Source organism: Nostoc sp. CmiVER01 (assembly GCF_034531135.2).
Taxonomy (GTDB): domain Bacteria; phylum Cyanobacteriota; class Cyanobacteriia; order Cyanobacteriales; family Nostocaceae; genus Nostoc.
Genome location: NZ_JAVRBU020000035.1, coordinates 40,907 through 58,797, shown reverse-complemented (window position 1 = coordinate 58,797; position 17,891 = coordinate 40,907). Strand labels below are relative to the sequence as shown.

15 protein-coding genes and 3 pseudogenes are annotated in these 17,891 nt (G+C 41.3%); 13 read left to right on the top strand and 5 right to left on the bottom strand.

Going from position 1 to position 17,891, the window contains the following annotated elements:
- The 4 genes and pseudogenes from RMZ43_RS35000 to RMZ43_RS34985 form a co-directional block, all read right to left on the bottom strand.
- A pseudogene (locus tag RMZ43_RS35000) lies at positions 1–192 on the bottom strand (FG-GAP repeat domain-containing protein); the annotation flags it as partial.
- A 384-nt stretch (positions 193–576) separates the two neighbouring features.
- Positions 577–2,484 (bottom strand): 1-deoxy-D-xylulose-5-phosphate synthase, encoded by a 1,908-nt coding sequence (gene dxs / locus RMZ43_RS34995; protein ID WP_322655771.1) that lies wholly within the window; start codon positions 2,482–2,484, stop codon positions 577–579.
- Positions 2,485–3,199: 715 nt separating this feature from the next.
- Complete coding sequence (locus RMZ43_RS34990; protein ID WP_322656022.1) at positions 3,200–3,646, bottom strand: hypothetical protein; 447 nt, start codon at positions 3,644–3,646, stop codon at positions 3,200–3,202.
- Between the two features lie 326 nt (positions 3,647–3,972).
- Positions 3,973–5,421, bottom strand: a complete 1,449-nt coding sequence (locus RMZ43_RS34985) for an MFS transporter (protein ID WP_322656023.1) — start codon at positions 5,419–5,421, stop codon at positions 3,973–3,975.
- 77 nt (positions 5,422–5,498) lie between these two features.
- Here RMZ43_RS34985 and RMZ43_RS34980 point away from each other — a divergent pair, with 77 nt between their 5' ends.
- The 11 genes and pseudogenes from RMZ43_RS34980 to RMZ43_RS34930 all read left to right on the top strand — a co-directional run bounded on the left by RMZ43_RS34980 (position 5,499) and on the right by RMZ43_RS34930 (position 14,513).
- Positions 5,499–6,017, top strand: coding sequence for a phosphoribosyltransferase (locus RMZ43_RS34980; RefSeq protein WP_322656024.1), 519 nt, complete (start codon positions 5,499–5,501; stop codon positions 6,015–6,017).
- A 716-nt stretch (positions 6,018–6,733) separates the two neighbouring features.
- Positions 6,734–6,973 carry a hypothetical protein gene (locus RMZ43_RS34975; protein WP_322656025.1) on the top strand — a complete coding sequence of 80 codons (240 nt, stop codon included), beginning with the start codon at positions 6,734–6,736 and terminating at the stop codon, positions 6,971–6,973.
- A 278-nt stretch (positions 6,974–7,251) separates the two neighbouring features.
- Positions 7,252–8,028 (top strand): annotated as a pseudogene (locus RMZ43_RS34970) (ATP-binding response regulator); the annotation flags it as partial.
- A gap of 33 nt (positions 8,029–8,061) precedes the next feature.
- Positions 8,062–10,173, top strand: coding sequence for a sensor histidine kinase (locus RMZ43_RS34965; RefSeq protein ID WP_322656026.1), 2,112 nt, complete (start codon positions 8,062–8,064; stop codon positions 10,171–10,173).
- Positions 10,145–10,546 (top strand): response regulator, encoded by a 402-nt coding sequence (locus RMZ43_RS34960; RefSeq protein WP_322646956.1) that lies wholly within the window; start codon positions 10,145–10,147, stop codon positions 10,544–10,546. Before RMZ43_RS34965 ends, RMZ43_RS34960 begins: the two co-directional genes overlap by 29 nt.
- A 6-nt stretch (positions 10,547–10,552) precedes the next feature.
- Entirely contained in the window at positions 10,553–10,960 is a 408-nt protein-coding gene (locus RMZ43_RS34955; protein WP_322646955.1) for a response regulator, read from the top strand.
- A gap of 215 nt (positions 10,961–11,175) precedes the next feature.
- Positions 11,176–11,427 carry a type II toxin-antitoxin system Phd/YefM family antitoxin gene (locus RMZ43_RS34950; RefSeq protein ID WP_322646954.1) on the top strand — a complete coding sequence of 84 codons (252 nt, stop codon included), beginning with the start codon at positions 11,176–11,178 and terminating at the stop codon, positions 11,425–11,427.
- Entirely contained in the window at positions 11,420–11,695 is a 276-nt protein-coding gene (locus RMZ43_RS34945; protein ID WP_322656027.1) for a type II toxin-antitoxin system RelE family toxin, read from the top strand. Before RMZ43_RS34950 ends, RMZ43_RS34945 begins: the two co-directional genes overlap by 8 nt.
- A gap of 234 nt (positions 11,696–11,929) precedes the next feature.
- Positions 11,930–12,097 (top strand): annotated as a pseudogene (locus RMZ43_RS34940) (phosphoribosyltransferase); the annotation flags it as partial.
- 242 nt (positions 12,098–12,339) lie between these two features.
- Positions 12,340–12,894 carry a GIY-YIG nuclease family protein gene (locus RMZ43_RS34935; protein WP_322656028.1) on the top strand — a complete coding sequence of 185 codons (555 nt, stop codon included), beginning with the start codon at positions 12,340–12,342 and terminating at the stop codon, positions 12,892–12,894.
- Positions 12,895–12,896: 2 nt separating this feature from the next.
- Positions 12,897–14,513: a DNA sulfur modification protein DndB gene (locus RMZ43_RS34930; protein WP_322646951.1), complete on the top strand. Its 1,617-nt coding sequence runs from the start codon at positions 12,897–12,899 to the stop codon at positions 14,511–14,513.
- A 47-nt stretch (positions 14,514–14,560) separates the two neighbouring features.
- Here the strand turns inward: RMZ43_RS34930 and topA are convergent, their stop codons facing one another.
- On the bottom strand, positions 14,561–16,729 hold the full coding sequence (topA, locus tag RMZ43_RS34925) for a type I DNA topoisomerase (RefSeq protein ID WP_322656029.1): 2,169 nt from the start codon (positions 16,727–16,729) through the stop codon (positions 14,561–14,563).
- Between the two features lie 155 nt (positions 16,730–16,884).
- On the opposite strand from topA, the gene RMZ43_RS34920 reads away from it, so the two are divergent.
- A complete protein-coding gene (locus RMZ43_RS34920) occupies positions 16,885–17,064 on the top strand; it encodes a hypothetical protein (protein WP_322656030.1) in 180 nt (59 codons plus the stop codon).
- A 190-nt stretch (positions 17,065–17,254) separates the two neighbouring features.
- Positions 17,255–17,737: a hypothetical protein gene (locus tag RMZ43_RS34915; RefSeq protein WP_322646948.1), complete on the top strand. Its 483-nt coding sequence runs from the start codon at positions 17,255–17,257 to the stop codon at positions 17,735–17,737.
- Positions 17,738–17,891: the final 154 nt, after the last annotated feature.

Here is a 17,891-nt window from a genome sequence, read left to right as displayed (position 1 = left end):
ATTCTTGTCGTAATAGATTTTGGCATAGAGATAGTTTTGAATTACTCCACTCAACAACAAAGTAATATCATTTGTGCTGCTTAGAGAAAATTTGTAGTAATCAACTGGATTTGCATTTGTTATGGCATCATTGTAGTTAAAAGATTTGAGAATTCCAATGTTTTGAGCCGTCGGTAATGTAGTTCCTGGCATATTTTTCCTTTTTTGAAGTTTTGACAAGCATTCTTCTTGACTGAATATCGGAATTCGGTTTGATTTTTGAAAATGATCACGACAATATGCGAGGTCAACTTCACTTGTCAAACCCATGAAAGCTAGAAAGCGATCGCTTGCTACTAACTTGATCCAGCTATTAAATTGATGGTATAATGAACCTAGTAATTAACAAGATTAAGTATACAGATAATGGAAAAACAAAAATAAATTTAAGTAATTATTTAATACTTGATAATTTTCGGTAATTGACTAATAGTTTAACCGAACATGATATTTTTAATATTAAACTTGCTGTTTTCATAAGCAAATCGCCCACACCTGAATAACAAGTGTGGGCGATTTATTACTACAAAAAATTAACTAAACAATAGCAGATACTTGCTGTTTAAAGAAAGCTTGCAACACTCTCTCTGCTATTTGATGGCTAGTTAAACCTAATTCTGTTTTAGATTCATTGGGTTCAGCATGATCTACTAATACATCTGGTACACCGAATCGCTTGACAGAAACGAGAATATCTGCGTCTAGTAAAGCTTCAGCGATCGCACTACCAAAGCCACCCATGACACAGCCTTCTTCTAAGGTGATAACGCGGCCGATTTTCTTAGCTAAAGGTAAAATCAACTCGGTATCCAAAGGCTTAACAAAACGGGCATTAATTACAGTTGCTTCAATGCCATGTTCGCTGAGAATTTCCGCAGCTTGCATTCCTGGATAAACCATTGTGCCATAGCCGACGATTAACACGTCATCACCTGTACGCAGAATTTCGCCTTTGCCGATTTCCAAAGGTTCCCAACCTTCTTCCATCAGGGGGACACCATAGCCATTGCCACGAGGATAACGCATAGCGATCGGGCCACTGGTATGGTTAACGCCAGTTACTACCATGCGTTGCAATTCTGCTTCATCCTTGGGTGCCATTATTGCCATATTGGGAATGCAACGCAGATAAGCGATGTCATACATACCCTGGTGGGTGGGCCCATCAGATCCGACAATTCCTGCCCTATCTAAACAGAAGAATACTGGCAGGTTTTGGATGCAGACATCGTGAATTATCTGGTCATAAGCGCGTTGCAGAAAGGTAGAATAAATGGCAGCTACGGGACGCATCCCTTGAGTTGCAAGTCCTGCTGCTAGGGTGATTGCGTGTTGTTCAGCAATGCCGACATCAATATATTGATTGGGCAGTTTGGCTTGAAGTTTATCTAAACCTGTCCCCGTTGCCATCGCCGCAGTAATCCCAACGATTTTCGGGTTTTGTTCGGCAAGTTTCACCAAAGTGTGAGAAAAGACTTTGGCATAAGCCGGGGGTTTGGGTTTGCTAGAAGGAATGGCTTTGCCAGTTGCTACGTTGAAGGGGCTTTGGGCGTGGTAGCCAACTTGATCGAGTTCGGCAATTTCATAACCTTTGCCTTTGACTGTTGCTACATGTACCAAAACTGGGCCTGGTATTTGATGTGCTTGTTGGAAGGTGGCAATCAATTCTTCAAGATTATGCCCATCGACTGGCCCAATGTAGGTAAAACCGAGTTCTTCAAAAACTGCACCTACCTTGGGAACAGCCAAGCGTTTCATGCCTTCTTTGATGCGTCCGAGTTCGGGAGACAAGGATTCACCCACGAAGGGAATTTGCTTGAATTGTTCTTCAAGATTATCTTTAATAAATTGCACCGGCTGGCTAAGGCGCATTTTGTTCAGATAGCGGGGAATCGCGCCGACGTTACGAGATATAGACATGTCGTTGTCGTTGAGAACAACCAACAGGTTAGTTTTTGGCAAGTGTCCGGCATGGTTGATGGCTTCTAAAGCCATACCCCCAGTTAGCGCCCCATCACCAATTACAGCAACGGCTTTAAATTTTTCTCCTTTTAAATCTCTTGCTAAAGCCATGCCTAATGCTGCTGAAATACTTGTAGAAGCATGTCCAGCCCCAAAGTGATCAAACTTGTTTTCGCAGAGTTTGAGATAACCTGCAACTCCGTCTTTTTGTCTGAGGGTGTGGAAGCGATCGTAACGTCCTGTAAGCAGTTTGTGGGGATAAGCCTGGTGTCCTACATCCCAAATCACTTTATCCCGATCTAAGTCCAGTGTCTGGTAAAGTCCTAGTGTTAATTCTACAACACCCAACCCTGGCCCCAAGTGTCCACCATTAACTGCTACGGTTTGGAGATGCTTATCTCGAATCTGACGGGCAATCTGTTGCAGTTGGCGAACAGATAAACCGTGCAACTGATTAGGATGGGTGATTTCGCTCAGATGCATATTATAGGGTTTTCCTCTCTAACTTCAGGTTTTCGGTATTTTGATTTTCCCACGGTGGGGTTGTTCACATAATTCAGACTCTTACATTGTTACTAAGTTGTAGCGGAAAGTATAACTTCGTAATTGATAATGTTGAAAAATTTGTTAGCTATTAACAATTTGTCCAAATAAACTTAAAAAATTTAAAACAAAAGCACATTTGTCAATAAGCAATACTACTTAAAAATGGCTTTTGATTCGTATAAAAACAAGTATTATAGCAGCAGTTTGCGGAAACTCGTTAACTAGATCGCTTGCTTTAGCTAAACTCAGTATTTCTTTAGTAAAATAATCTTTCTCAATTAATAATTATAAAAATTATAAAATTTTGTTTTATTTCTAAGATAACTAGCTAATAACATGCCAATTAGAATCCAATACAGTTCAGTTAAGCATTTCTTTCTTCTCTCTGCGTCCTTGGCGTCCTTGGCGGTAGCCTGCGGCAAGCCGTTCGCGTAGCGTCTCGTAGAGAAGCGTCTACGTTAAAAAAATTGAGTTTGACAAAGAGTTTTAGCCTTAACCCAAGCGTATTGAATTAGAATCACATCACAAATATAAATTAATCTGTGCAATAAATTTAGACTTTCTTAAATTATTTGTAAACAGCAAGATTCCCAACTTTTCTCAGAAGTTGGGAATCTAAGCCTTTCGATTTGAACGAAATTAGATAGGATTACTATTTACCAAAAGCATCCTTGATATTATCAACAGTGCGTTCAACAACATTCTTTGTGTTGTCTACTGCTTCTTTAGTCCGAGCCGCATCTTCGTCTGCTCTTCTTTGAATTGTAGCCGCGTCTCTCTTTGCTTTGCGCTCAACAAAACTACCATTGTCCGTTGCTTGATCAACTTTACTGGCGTTGCTCTTGGCAGCATCTTTAACTTTATTTTTTGTATCTTCGATGAAATTTTTGGCTCGTCCAGCATCTTTACTGGTTTTTTCTTGAACTTTATCGCCTGCGTCTGATGATGCGATCAAGGTTGCGGTAGGAGCAGCCATTGCTGAAGTGTTCGATAAAAATGCACCTTGCCAAACGAAAGCGATCGCTAACATACAAAACAGTGTTGTAGCCATCCAGCGTTTTACGGTAGAAAGCTGTTTTGTAACATAATTCAATTTCATAGAATACAATCTCATGTGACTTAGTATACTATTTCTACTTTATTTAGCTTATTTGCCATATCGTTCCCTAGATATAAATTCTTGCGTCATTAGTAATGAAATGAATTCACTATTTTGATAGATTGAATTTTGAGCATTGCATAATTAAAGTATGTGATCGTGGTGTAGGCAGGGGGGCAGGGGGCAAGGGGAGAAAGAAAAATATGAAATATGATCTGAGTAAATTGGATAATTTATTTTCAGGAAGTCCCTTAAAGCTATGGCTACGCCCGCCGCAGGCATCGCATGATTCATACTTGGATTCAGCAACGTTGAATTTTGAATTGTCAACCCCTCTTCTCTTGCCGCTCTTTGAGTTTTAGCATAATCTCTGCGTGCATCTCGCGGGTAATTGGGTAAAAATACGTTAAAACTAAGCCACAAAGCAAACAAATTGTAGGTATAGGCCCAACAGCAATGCGAATCGCAAACAGTGCAGATTCAGGTTGGATGGGTAGTGGACTTCCGGCTACAGATTCTTTGAAACCGGCTACTTGCAAAGCATTTCCCACCAAAAATAGCCCGAAAGCTAAACCAAATTTTTGTAGCAAAACCATGAAGCCATAAAAAATACCTTCTCTGCGTTGTCCGGTTTGCAGTTCATCTAATTCAATCACATCTGGAATCATCGACCAGGGAATTAAATATGCTGTGGAGACACCAATACCAGCCATAACAGCCATTACATACATCAAAATTATTTGACCGGGTTTTAAAAAAAATAGTCCGGCGGCGGCTATTATCCACAAACTCATTCCCAGAAAATAAACAACTTTTTTCCCAAGTTTTTTACTCAACTCACCCCAGACAAATAGCATCAGCAGAGCAGTTACTTGGACTGCAATCAGCACTGTGGGCACATCTGATTCTTTGAGGCCCATACAATTGACTACAAAATAGGGAATAATGCTGGCTGTAATCTGCACACCTAGCCAAGAAAAAAGATATATACCAATAACAAATAAAAAAGGTCGGTTGCTGAAGACTATTTTTAGCTGTTCGCCGAAGGGGAGAGATGCAGGTTCCTCGACTAAAATGCGTTTAGCCTCAAAAGCCAAGATGCGATCGCGGACTCCAAAAACGCACCAGTATAACCCTAAAATCGAAATTACAGTACAAACTGCTGCTAAAACGAGATATGCTTGTTGGCGATCGCTAATTTTGATAAAAATAATTAGCGCTAAAATCAATGATAGAATGCTGCCACCGATAGAAAATGTAAAGCGATAGCTGTTAAGGCTGGTGCGTTCGTCGTAATCTTGAGTTAGTTCTGGAGTCATCGCCGTATAAGGCAAATTCACAACCGTGTAAAACGCTTGAGATAGAATCCCAATCGCTACGTAATACCAGAAAAGCGGCCAAATATTCTCACTCTGATTTGCACTAAATCGCGGTACAATCCACTGCAAGAAGAATAAAATTCCAAAGGGGATTGCTCCATAAAACATCCAGGGAAGACGACGGCCCCAACGCCGAGATTTCGTTTTATCAGTCAGGAACCCGACAAGCGGATCATTTACCCCATCCCAGATTTTGCCAATCATCAAAATAGTGCCAGCTAAACCCGCAGGGATACCAGCGACATTGGTAAAGAAAATCAGCAGATAAAAGACAGAGATATTTGCAGTAATTGCTGGCCCTAAATCCCCTGCACCGTAAGCCAGCTTGGTTTTAAAATCGAGTTTTTCAGTAAGAGGATTTCGTTGGCTATCACTATCAGCAGTAGAATCATTCATAAAACTTTGCACTCATACTAAAATAAAAAGTCTGCAATCGCCTTCAATACTAGCCATCTACCACTCCCGTTAGACTTATGCCAGACCTTTATGTTTCTTGGTCAGATTATCACCAAAAAATTGAACAACTGGCTATTCAGATTTATGAATCCGGTTGGGAATTTAACCAGATTATCTGTCTTGCCAGAGGAGGACTACGAATCGGGGATATTCTTTCGCGTATATACCAGCAGCCGTTGGCAATTTTAGCAACCTCATCTTACAGTGGCACTGGTAAACAAGAAAGAAATAATTTAATTTTCTCCCGCCACTTAACGATGACTGCCGAAAAGTTAGGTTCCCGCATTCTCTTAGTGGATGATTTGGTAGACTCTGGTATCACACTCCAGCAAACTATACCTTGGCTCAAGCAAAATACTGATTTCCCCATTGAGGAAATTCGCACCGCCGTTCTTTGGTATAAAGCTTGTTCAGTTATAGCACCCAATTATTATGTTGATTATTTGGCTGATAACCCCTGGATTCATCAACCTTTTGAACACTACGAGCAGATGAATATCGCACAACTCGCGGCTAAAGTAAATCAAATGTGTTGATTAATACTAAACAATGTTAATCTCATAGTCAAAAATACTAGTCAATTTTTAGATATTAGCATTAGCGTAGCTCGCCGCAGGCATCGCTTCCCTTAGCACTATCAATTGCAAATTAATTTCAATATAGGAATCGTATTTGATTTTTGAAATTATCTATGTGGGTGGGGAGTAGGAAATAGGGAATTAGCCTTTTCAAACAAAAAACCATTGCTAGTATTAGAAGGAACTTCCAAACTCTTTCCTCAGGAAATCCCAACAGCAAATCATTTTGTCGTAGTCTTTAATTTTTTGCAAATAAAAGGAAGCTAAAAAAGAAAGCAGGGGGTATCTATGCTAAAGAGAACAATTAATAGGGGCTTATAACCACAATTGATAGCGTAGGGTTGCGAGTTTTTAAACGTATTGGAGACCACCATACCTCCGGTATGGTGGCCTGTACCCAATTAGGTCTTGGCAAAAGGCTTTCCCAAAAACTTTTTCTTTCCCCCTCCTTCCTGCCTTGCCGAGAGAGCTTGGCCAAAATCCAGAAGTAAGAATGAAAGAATTTTATACTACCACCTGATTGTAAAATGCCCTTATTATGCGCGTGTATAAAACCCTTTTATTCAGAATGAATTTTGATTTTTTCTTGATAAAAATTGAAAAAATATTACGAAACTTGGGTGAATCTAGACAGGAACTGCTGAGGCAATATTTCTTAGAAGCGGAGTAGTGTAATGACGAATGAGGAAGTGGAGCAAATATGTTTAGACGATATTCTCATCACTCAAGAGTTGTCCCGTAGAATACCCAGAACCACCAACCTCAAGGAAGAAAACGATGCACTTCATACCCTGATAGGGCAACTAGTACCGCAGGGCGGAAGTCAAAAGTCAAAAGTCAAAAGTCAAAATGAATACAGGGTAATAGTTTCGTTGATTTGGAATGGGTGGTTTATTTATGCCGTGCTGTACTAGTTGAGCAGCCTCAAATTCTGCTCCAAAAGCTTGTAAAAATAATTGCTCAACTGTGTCAAGCAGAATCAGCAGGTGTCAGTTTACTTGAAGTGACTCAGAACGGGGAAGATATTTGTCGCTGGTTCGCACTAGCCGGGATGTTAGAAGCCTATGAACAAACTGCCACCCCTTATAGCTTTAGTTGCTGCGGCATCTGCCTAGAACGTCAAGCCCCCCTGTTGTATTCCTATCCAGAACGGTATTTCACCTACTTGCAACAGTTTAAGCCAACTATAGGGAAAGTTTTGGGCGATCCCAGTCGCTTGCAGCAAGTCGTCTGGAATTTGTTATCTAACGCCGTTAAGTTTACAGAGTCCGGGGGTGAGGTGGAAATCCGACTTGAGCGCGTGGGTACACAAGCGCAAATCCAAGTCAGTGACACGGGTAAGGGCATCAATCCAGAATTTCTGCCTCACGTATTTGATTACTTCCGTCAAGCTGACAATACCACAACAAGAAGCTTTGGTGGCTTAGGGCTTGGTTTAGCGATCGCTCGTCAAATCGTTGAACTGCACGGTGGAACAATCCAAGCAAAAAGTGAGGGAGAAGATAAAGGTGCAACCTTTACTGTCTTGTTACCTATCAAGAGCGTCGAGGCTGAAGCCAGTGAAGATAAGGGTTTGGCTGACGGTTCCCCCAATCTTCAGGGGTTAAATGTGCTAGTCGTGGATGATGAAGTTGATACCCGCGAGCTAATAGTTTTCACTCTGCAACAGTATGGTGCTTCTGTGCGTGCCTTCGCCTCAGCATCGCTTGCACTAAAAGCCTTTGCACTTGAGAAACCACATATTATTTTAAGTGATATTGGGATGCCAGAAATGGATGGCTATATGCTGATTCGGGAAATTCGTTCGCTACCGCCTGAACAAGGGGGAGAGATTCGAGCGATCGCACTGACAGCTTATGCTGGAGAGATTAACCAGTCTAAAATTCTCCAAGCAGGATTTCAAAAACATTTGACTAAGCCAATAGAACCAGCAAAATTAGCGATGGTAATTGCTAGCCTGGTTAAATAATAAATAATTATTTTAAGAAGTCGAGAGTAAGAGTTGGCTACAAATTCTGGTTTTAGAAACCTAAAAGATCAGTTCCTTCCTGAACGCAAAGAAGCTCTACTGGCTCGGATGGCGAACCGCATCCGGCAATCGCTGAACCTGCAAGAAATTTTGGATGCAACTGTGGTTGAGTTGCGGGCATTTTTACAAACCGACCGGACTAAGGTCTACCGCTTTGATCGTGACGGGCATGGACACGTCGTTGCTGAAGCTAGCGCCCCCAACCGCCTACCTTCTTTACTGGGATTACACTATCCATCTGATGACATTCCGCCCCAAGCGCGGGCTTTGTTTGTTAAAGCACGTACCCGCTCCATTGTCAATGTCAGCGAACAGCGAATTATCCTCAACTCACTGTCGGCTCCTAAAACAACGGCAACCGGTGACTTGACCGTTGAAGAAGTGCAAGAGCAACCCCTTCAAGATATTTTAAGCCGTCCAGTAGACCCTTGCCATCTGGACTATCTCACCCAGATGGGTGTGCAATCTTCTCTGGTAGTACCAATAATTTATCAACAGGAACTCTGGGGGCTGTTGATCTCTCATCATGCCGAACCCAGAGGAATTTCATCTGAGGATTTGCAGATCGTCCAATTACTCGCTGACCAGGTTTCACTGGCAATCACCCAGGCAAATCTGCTGAGTCAGATGCAGGAAAAACAGCAACGCGAAGCGATCGTCAATCAGATTGCCACTCTGCTGCACGCGCCTCTGACCCCTGAGCAGATTTTGCATAATGTTTTAGAGCAAGCAGTAAAAGCTTCTGGCAGTTCTGGAGGCAGGTTGTACCTCACTTCCCCAGATGAGGCTTTACCAGCCCATCTTTATACTTACGGAAATCAGCCGACCCCATCCCAACTTGAGCAACCAAACTTACTAGAAAATCATCCCCTTTGGCAAGAGGTAGGGGAAACTCCTGCTCCCATCGACGCTGACTTAACCCAAGAAAATAAACCAGCCGTGCGAGTGGTAATTAATCTTCAACAAGAACCGCGTTTGCACCAACTGATTGAATCCTTCCAGACCACACCGATTCGGGGTTTGATTGTTCAACCGTTGTATTATGGTAAGGAATTTTTAGGGTATCTAACCTTCTTTCGCGACCAAATCGGCACACAAGGTCTTTGGCCAGGCTATGAAGAGACTGATGAGCGCCAACAGCGCCCCCGTCAGTCAATGGCACAATGGCAGGCGCTTAAACAAGATAAAGCTCATGCCTGGAGCATCGAAGAGATGGAACTCATCCAATCTTTGAACATTCACCTATCGCTAGCCGTGCTGCAAAACCGCCTCTATCAGCGCGAACGGCAGCAACGTCTGATAGTTGAGATGCACAACGAAGCTCTTTCTCATGCCCGAGCTGCCGCCGAAGAGGTGAGTCGCCTCAAGAGCAACTTCTTGGCTTCTACCAGCCACGAACTGCGAACCCCTCTGGCCTCAACCTTAAACTATTTAAAGTTGCTTAAAGACCGCCTTTATGAAGACGAAGATGAGTTGCGCGAATATATAGACGGCGCTTACCAATCGACGCAAAATCTTGTCACCATCATTAACGATGTGCTTGACATTGCCAAGATTGAAGACGGGCGCATAGCCTTAGATTTAGAGACAGTTTATCTAGAAAAGCTTTTACAAGAGCAATGTTTCCTCTCAGGCGCCGAAAGCCGCTACAAGGCAATTCCTCTGACACTCCACTGTGAAATCGAGACTGTTTTCGCCGACAAGATCAAAGTCCGTCAGGTGATGACAAACCTGTTGGATAACGCCTTCAAATTCACAGATGAGGGTCAAATCGATGTCCGCGCTGTCGTTGATAGTACTGGGACAATGGCTCAAATATCGGTACACGACACAGGTATCGGCATTGACATGGAAGACTCAGAGCAACTGTTTTCTCCATTTGTGCAAGCTGATGGTTTTGCCCAGCGTGCCTACGGGGGCACCGGCTTAGGGCTGACTATTTGCAAGCGATTGGTGGAACTGATGGGTGGTAAGATATGGCTTGAAAGCCCAGGACTAGGGCAAGGAAGCACGGTAAAGTTTACCTTGCCCTTAAACGAACCAAGTCAGATCAGAGGTGACAGTTTTGAATATCCTACTGGTTGAAGATAACGAACTCCTGGCTAAGGGAACCGCCAAACTAATCGAACGTTTAGGGGGTCATCAGGTGTTTATTGCTGTGGAACCAAAAGAGATATTTCACCTATGCGAAGCCGGGGCAGTAGAACTGGTGATTATGGATATCAATTTGCCGGGAGCTAGGTGGGAAGGACAAAAAGTCGATGGCTCCATGCTGTCGCGCCATTTGAAGCAACAGTGGAAACAAATACCAATTATCTTGGTGACGGCTTACACCATGCCGGCCGAGCAACATCTCCTGTTGTCCCAATCTGGGGCTGACAGTTGCTATACCAAACCCATCACTGACTACGATGGCTTTTTGGATATGATTACTCTACTCGGTCAAAAAAGGAATTGAATCTCCATGTACAAGCTAGCGATTTTGGATGATGACGAACACTGGTGTCGGATCGTCCAACGCTTTCTGAAGCAAGAATATGCTGTGGCAACCTATAAGTCCGTGTCTAGTTTCTTATGGGAGTTAGACGAACTAAACCAGTATGATATATTTCTGGTCGATTTCGTGCTGCCTACGGCTCGGCATGAGCTAAGTACAGATGGTATGGAAATTGTTACTGCTCTCAAGCGCCGCTTGCCTCGTTCTCCTCTGGTCATCCTCGTTACGGCTTTTATGAGCAAGAATGAGTTAGAGGTGCATGGCAAACAAATGTGTCCCGAAGCAGATGGATTTTTTGCCAAGGATGCTGGACTAGAATTATTGGCTCACCAAATTAAGCGGCTGCTCACGCCAGGTACAACTGAGGACAGTTAGGGGAAGTACTTAGGATCTTCTGACTTTCGCTTGCTCTAAATTGAGCTAAAGAGGGTTTGAAGCGATCGCATCACAGTGCATAAATCTAAAATCAACTGGAAATTCTTTTATCCATTGTGTAATATTAATACATAATGTAAATTTAGTATATTTTTAGCAATTTGTACAAAAATTACATTTTAGTTAGGATCAATTATTTAATTTTATGAGGCGATATGACTGCCATAAGTGCAACAGAAGCTCGTGCAAACTTCCAAGAGCTTATTAATCGTGCTGAGTATAAAGGTGAGCGGATTATAATTCAGCGTCATGGTAAAGCTGCCGTAGCAATTATCAGTCTTGATGATTTGAAATTGCTTGAAGCTGTTGAAGATGTTATTGATTCAGAAACACTTCGTCGTGCAATTGAGGAAAATGATGGGTTTACTACCTTAGAGGCAATTAGTGCCAAGCGTGGAAATGAGTGAACGCTACAGTTTGAGAATTGCTAAGACTGCGGAAAAGGATTTGTTAGATTTGCAAGCGAAACTTTATAAACAGGTTGTATCTAAAATCCTTTCGCTTCAAGGCAATTTTCGACCTCAAGATTGCAAAGCCTTAAAAGGCTATGAGGGTGGTTATCGTGTCGATCAAGGTGAATATAGAATTCTCTACACAATTGATGAAGAAAGTAAATTGATTGATGTTTTTCGTATTGGTAAGCGAAATGATGGTGAAGTCTACAAAAATTTGTAATCGAACTTTACAAAAATTAGAGCAAAAAACCACCAACAAGAGCATGAAAACCCAAAAAGTTTTCATGCTCTTGTGTCCTTTAGGGATGGGATGAATGCGTAGCCAATAGGGTTCAGTTTTGGAAAAGGTATTGGGTAAAGGTTTTATTCTGTGCTTTAAATCTTAATTGGAGCAAAATTCTGAATTCTTGCTGAGTTATTTTAGTAGCGAGCATAACCGTAAAATTCAATCACTATTGAGGAAATTCGCACTGCCGTACCTTGGTATAAAGCCTCTTCTGTTCTAAAACTCGATTATTATGTCAAGTACTTGACTGATAACCCCTGGATTCATCAACTCTTTGAACACTACGAGCAGATAGACATCGCAGAACTTGCGACTAAAGCAAGGAAACTGTGTTAAAAGATACATAGACTTATATTCACCAGCTTTTAGCTGTTCTTTACTCATGGTAAAGTCCACATTGCAACCTCTAAACAGTCTATATTCTGTTTTAGGAGCATCGTTTGTCTTTGAGATGTACTCTTGTTCTTCAGACGTGAGTAAATGCTGTCTTAAATGTTAGGTGTTGAGGTAAGGCATAAGCTTTCTGCTCATGGGGATAGAACAGAGCTTTTTCATCTAATTTTTTGTAATTTATATCTATGGAAGAAACAGTCCACGACAGCTTTTTCAAGAACTTTACTGTAGTCACAGCAACTATATCTGCGGCAGATTACCTTCCTGAAACATCAGGTATTTATGCCTTGTATCATGCATTTGATTTTTTAGAAAATAAATTATCTGACCATATAGATACTCGTATGAAAAATACGGTATTTAAAACAAAATTTTCTGAGAAAGATAATAGAAGCAAGTTCATTGTCGATACTTGTGGAGAGTCAGTTGGTTTGTCTCCAAGAATGGATAAATTTATCAAAGCTGTTTCTCAGCCTAAAGAGCGAAGAATTTTAAAAAATCTTTTAATTTCATGTAGCATTCTCCAATGTCCAGATTACATTGGCACTGCAAGTAACTTAAGAGATAGATTTATTCAGCATTTAGAGCGAGATGATGGGTTTTTCTCAAAGTATGCAAATATAAGACCCAATGATGAATTCTTATTCGTTTGTTTACCTTGCCCAAAAAACATTTCTAGAGAGTTGGAAAGCCTATTAATTCAACTATGTCAACCTAAATTTAATACACAGAGGAGTTAAAAATGGAATTAGATAATCAGTCTCCAGAGACTATTGAATATAAGGCAATTAGTGGTGAGTTTGGTGAGGTTAGGTACTTCATAACAACTCTTGATCAAAGCGATGCAGTTGAAAACATTAGATTTGCTGATGAAATTCAAGGCAGTTGGAGCTTCTCTGAACGAGTTCAGCGAAAACTAGATGAAAATAGAGCTAATACAGACATATTTTCTTACCTAGCGCAGGGTGGAATTCGCTTTTTTAATTCAATTGTCGTCATACTTTTGCCTAACTCAAATGACCAAAGAGAGTTTTGGGACTTCTCTACAGTTAGTAGTCAGGGAAAAATTGTCGAAAAATGGGTCAATTTAAAGCTATATAAGAATGTAGCTAGAATTGTAATTGATGGTCAACATAGACTTCTTTCATTAAGAAGATATTGGAACGCCCATACTGGAAAAGAGCCTTTAAGTTCTCAACAAATAAATGACAATTTTAGCTGCTTAGAAACCTTTGACATACCAGTTGTTTATTTAGTGTTTGGTAATCTTGGTAGAGTTGGTCATGCAGACCTAAGTGAAACTGTAAGGGATGAGATAATCAAAGCGACTCGCAATATTTTTACAGTTATAAACAAGACAGCAAAATCAATCGATAAACCAACTCAACTGTTGTTGGATGACAGCAAAATATCAGCATTGATTCCTAGAAAGCTTTTAGAGGAAGGAGTGCTTGAAGATAGATTCGTTAAATGGTCTGACACAACAAGAAGCTTGAATCAACAAGACCCTTATCTAACGACTCTAGATTTCTTGAGCCAATGTACTGTTGAACTATTGAAAGATCATCAGAAGCAAGCTTTAAAGAAATCATTCAATTCACCAAATGAACGTAATATGGCTCTGGAGACTTATTATGAGTCTCATCCTAAACTTCATGAAATAGGTACTAAAGGATTGCTGAAGTGGTTTTTTACTGAACTTCAGCCATTCAAGGATTGGGTATCACAGATTGACTACGTAGGTATAAACATTCCTCTTCAACCGGAGCAACCTCGATTAACTACAAGCCAAAAAGCAAGTATAAAACAATTACGGGGTTCCAATATTCTGTATACTCTTATAGGACAAAGAATTCTTTTTTTTGCTGTTTCAAGGTTCTTGCTTAAGATAAGAATAGAGTACCGTATTCCAGAAATTCTTGATGCTATATTGCTTAGTATAACTAAGATGTATGAAGATGGCTTTTTCAATAGAAATAAAGCTCATTGGTCTAATGTTTTAGTACAACCAAATGAAAAACTAGCCATGATCACTAAAAACTCTGGAGTTGAGAAATGCATAGAACTTCTCAAAATGATATTGCTTGATTCCTCTGATGGCGTGAGAGAATTAATAAAACGTACTAAAGAGAATGTCAGTAATGAGGTTAACTGGAATGAAGTTTTAATTTCAAATTGGAGAAGAGAGTTTCATGTGATATTACCTAAAGTTGATTTTATTGATGAGCAGATAAAGGAATCTTCTGAATCAGATGACTCCTTTGCTGAAGTTCGAGATTTGCTTGACTTTTCTGAGGAGGAGGAAGAGGAATCTGAGGAAATTGAAGATGATGACGATATTTTTAAAGAAACTGAGTAAATAAAAGACTAAATGTAGTGACCTGCAACACTAATAGCTAAAATTAGTTAAGTTTTTGATATCTCCCCAAACTTAGGACTCCACCACCCTTTTGACGTCCTGAAATAAGCTACCTCTTTATGTTTGGTATCTTTACGCGATTGTGGGTCAGAACATCGCAACATTGTCTTACTCTGCCCTTCTTTGATGTAACTATACTCCTCTAAAGGCTTCTTACATACTGGGCAAGGATATGCCGTCATCTTGACAGGAGGCTTTTGTTGATTTTCAGTTTGGACTGTTTTAGTTTGTGGTGGCTGCCAAGTTTTATTAAAGTCGCTCCAAAATAGCACGACATTTTCACAGCCTTTTATGCATTTGAGGAAATATTTCTTTTTAACTTTAGTACTCGGAATTTTGGCGAGAAAATTTTTGCATTCAGGGCATCGTGTTTTGGAAGTTTCATATTTGCGCTCAGTTATCACATTAGCTTTACCTGTTAGGGAACTCGCAACTACAGTTTTAGCTTTGGAAAGCGCTGGTACAAAGTAATTCTGATTCCAACTAGTTAAATAATGCTGCCAAGAGTTTTTTCCTTCAGAAATTGCATCAAGGGCATCTTCCATTTTCGCTGTGAATTCCGCCTCTAGTAAATCCGGCAGTGCTTTGAGCAAAAACGCATCAACTTCTAATCCTAACGCTGTCGGTTGCAGATGGTCTTTCTTCAACTCGACATAATTTCGTTTTTTTAAGGTTGCAACAGTAGGAGCATAGGTACTTGGGCGACCAATTCCTTTACGTTCCATCAGTTGCACCAACTTTGGTTCGCTATAACGGGGTGGTGGCTGCGTCTGTTTCTTTTCATGTCCAGCATTCTCCAGTTTTAATGCTTGTCCCTGTTGTAATGAAGGTAAAACACTATCCTTGCTGAGATTATTCCAGTACCGGGCATAACCGTAAAATTCAATCACTTGCCCTCTAGCTGACCACAGTAGAGAACCAGACTGAGTAATCACTAAAGTTTTACGCAATTGAGCAGCACGACACTGAGAAGCAATTGACCGTTTCCAGATCATCACATACAGATTAAACTCATCATCAGGAAGTTCTAAACGCAACTGAGCTGAGGGACGAAATACATCGGTTGGACGAATTGCTTCATGTGCTTCTTGAGCCGATTTGCTACTGCGATGCTTGGCGACTTGCGGCGGTACATTCGGCGGGTCATTTTGCTCTAACCATTTGCGGGCGCTGGCACAAAATTCTGGACTCAGCATCACTGAGTCTGTTCGCATATATGTGATAAGCCCTGCCTCATAGAGCTTTTGAGCCACAATCATGGTTTTATCGGGAGCAAACCTCAGCTTTGAACCGGCTGCTTGCTGAAGGCTAGAAGTTGTAAATGGTGGCGGTGGCTGGCGGTTAACGATTTTTCCTTCAAAATGAATCACCTGATGAGGATGTTGCTGTGCTTCTTCAACTAAACGTGTTGCCTCTGCTTCCGAAAGAACGCGCTTAGACTCCGGTGTTTCTGGACTATTACCCACTTTCGCGTCATCGTGAGTTTCAGTTTCTTGTTCTGCTGCATCTTTTGCAGAATCAACCGTCCCTTTGTAAAAAGCTCGAAATCCTTCAGCATAATCTACCCAGACACTCCAGTAATCTTGGGGGACAAAAGCCAGAATTTCGTTTTCTCGCTGACAAATCAGGTGCAGTGTCGCGCTTTGGACTCTGCCAACACTCTTAGCGCCGTTATTTAATGCCCAAACTAGAGGGCTACCCTTGTAACCCACCAACTTATCTAGGCAATCTCGGCACAGCCCAGCACCGATTAAATTTTGGTCTAGCTTTCTGGGATTAGCGATCGCACTCTGCACCGCCGATGCTGTAATCTCTGTATAAATTACTCGTTTCGGTTCTCTTAAACCTAGCGTTTCTTTGAGGTGCCAAGCGATTGTTTCACCTTCCCGGTCTGGGTCAGTTGCTAATACAACTTCATCAACCTGCCTCACCGCAGACTTGAGCTTCTGAATTGTTTCTTTCGCTCGTTGGTCACGCGGAACGTAATTGCATTTAACATTACTACCATCCATGACGAAGCCTAAGGAATCGTCTCCTTCATTGCTGAGTTCTCGGATGTGACCACAACTGGCTAGAACTTTCCAATCCGAACCCAGAATTTGACTGAGTTTTTTGACTTTTCCGGGAGACTCTACCACAAGCAGGCGTTTGATCATAGCAACTGCGTTCTAGATTTTGAGCAATAAACTGGCAATTGCTTTTGAGCGATGGCTGCACCAACGCCAAGGGCAAACGCCTATTCTCGTGATATGGATTTTCTAGAATACTGTACCAAAAAGCTTGGGAGATTGCTTAACTCAGTTTAGAAAAAATGATGCCTGATTGTGCGATCGCTGTTGTAACTGGCTCAACTATTAACCCAAGTTGCGCGTTATCGGCTGATATGTGCTTGTTACCACTCCATTTATGCGCTCGCCTGCAACAAAGTGGTGTTCGCGCTACACGCCAACGTACCCATGCCCTTGCTGCCAGCATTCAACTACTTAAATGATTTGGCTGTTATATAAATTACTTATTAAATAAAAGCTTGTTGAAGAGTAAAAGAAAAAATGAATGCTTGTAGTTTAAATAAAAATAAGGGGAATGTTGCAAATTCTGAAGTGGGTAGTGGTTTCGATGTAGTTAATTATAAAATTCGTGTAAAAGTTTTGTAGAAAAGGTAGGTTTAATAAAAAATCGCTATGATTACACCTCAAATGATGCTGTTTCAAAGCAAGCCAAAGATAAAGCGATTAACATTATGTGGTTCTTTGTTAGCTATTGTTAGCTCGACAGTTGTTTTCATACCATCAGCAACAGGAATCCCATCATTATATTATGATAAGACAAGCCAAACTATTTCATTGCCTGCTGCTGATGGAGTTCCACTCATATTGCTACGACGGAATGTTCCCCCTGGCAGTTGGATAGTCAATTACTCAGCAACTGTAGTGAATTCCAAAGCCAACGAAGTTACCCGGTGTGGTGTCCGAGTGAACGGTACTTTTGTTTCTGTTCACGCTGCTAATGTTGGAGCAAATGCAGGCGCAACTTTTGCATCCACAATCAGTGGCGTCGGGTATACGAATGCTGGCGGCGCGCGGACGATTGACCTTGCTTGTGTCCACGATGGCTTCGGTGATGTACCTTCCATCGATCCTGGTGCTGAATTATTGATTTACTAACCCAAGTTACTAATTATCAAGGTGTGGGTACTTTGCACTTAAGTAGTCGTGCAATGATTCACGATGAAGTAGCGGTTGCGCGACACGCAACCGCTACTTCAACTAACTCTAAAGCACAAATACTGAATTACATTCACAGTGTACTAGAAAGTAT

Coding starts and splice junctions, on each gene's coding strand:
- dxs (WP_322655771.1), bottom strand. CDS start 2,484: ATGCATCTGAGCGAAATCACCCATCCTAATCAGTTGCACGGTTTATCT.
- RMZ43_RS34990 (WP_322656022.1), bottom strand. CDS start 3,646: ATGAAATTGAATTATGTTACAAAACAGCTTTCTACCGTAAAACGCTGG.
- RMZ43_RS34985 (WP_322656023.1), bottom strand. CDS start 5,421: ATGAATGATTCTACTGCTGATAGTGATAGCCAACGAAATCCTCTTACT.
- RMZ43_RS34980 (WP_322656024.1), top strand. CDS start 5,499: ATGCCAGACCTTTATGTTTCTTGGTCAGATTATCACCAAAAAATTGAA.
- RMZ43_RS34975 (WP_322656025.1), top strand. CDS start 6,734: ATGACGAATGAGGAAGTGGAGCAAATATGTTTAGACGATATTCTCATC.
- RMZ43_RS34955 (WP_322646955.1), top strand. CDS start 10,553: ATGTACAAGCTAGCGATTTTGGATGATGACGAACACTGGTGTCGGATC.
- RMZ43_RS34950 (WP_322646954.1), top strand. CDS start 11,176: ATGACTGCCATAAGTGCAACAGAAGCTCGTGCAAACTTCCAAGAGCTT.
- RMZ43_RS34945 (WP_322656027.1), top strand. CDS start 11,420: ATGAGTGAACGCTACAGTTTGAGAATTGCTAAGACTGCGGAAAAGGAT.
- RMZ43_RS34935 (WP_322656028.1), top strand. CDS start 12,340: ATGGAAGAAACAGTCCACGACAGCTTTTTCAAGAACTTTACTGTAGTC.
- RMZ43_RS34930 (WP_322646951.1), top strand. CDS start 12,897: ATGGAATTAGATAATCAGTCTCCAGAGACTATTGAATATAAGGCAATT.
- topA (WP_322656029.1), bottom strand. CDS start 16,729: ATGATCAAACGCCTGCTTGTGGTAGAGTCTCCCGGAAAAGTCAAAAAA.
- RMZ43_RS34920 (WP_322656030.1), top strand. CDS start 16,885: ATGATGCCTGATTGTGCGATCGCTGTTGTAACTGGCTCAACTATTAAC.
- RMZ43_RS34915 (WP_322646948.1), top strand. CDS start 17,255: ATGATTACACCTCAAATGATGCTGTTTCAAAGCAAGCCAAAGATAAAG.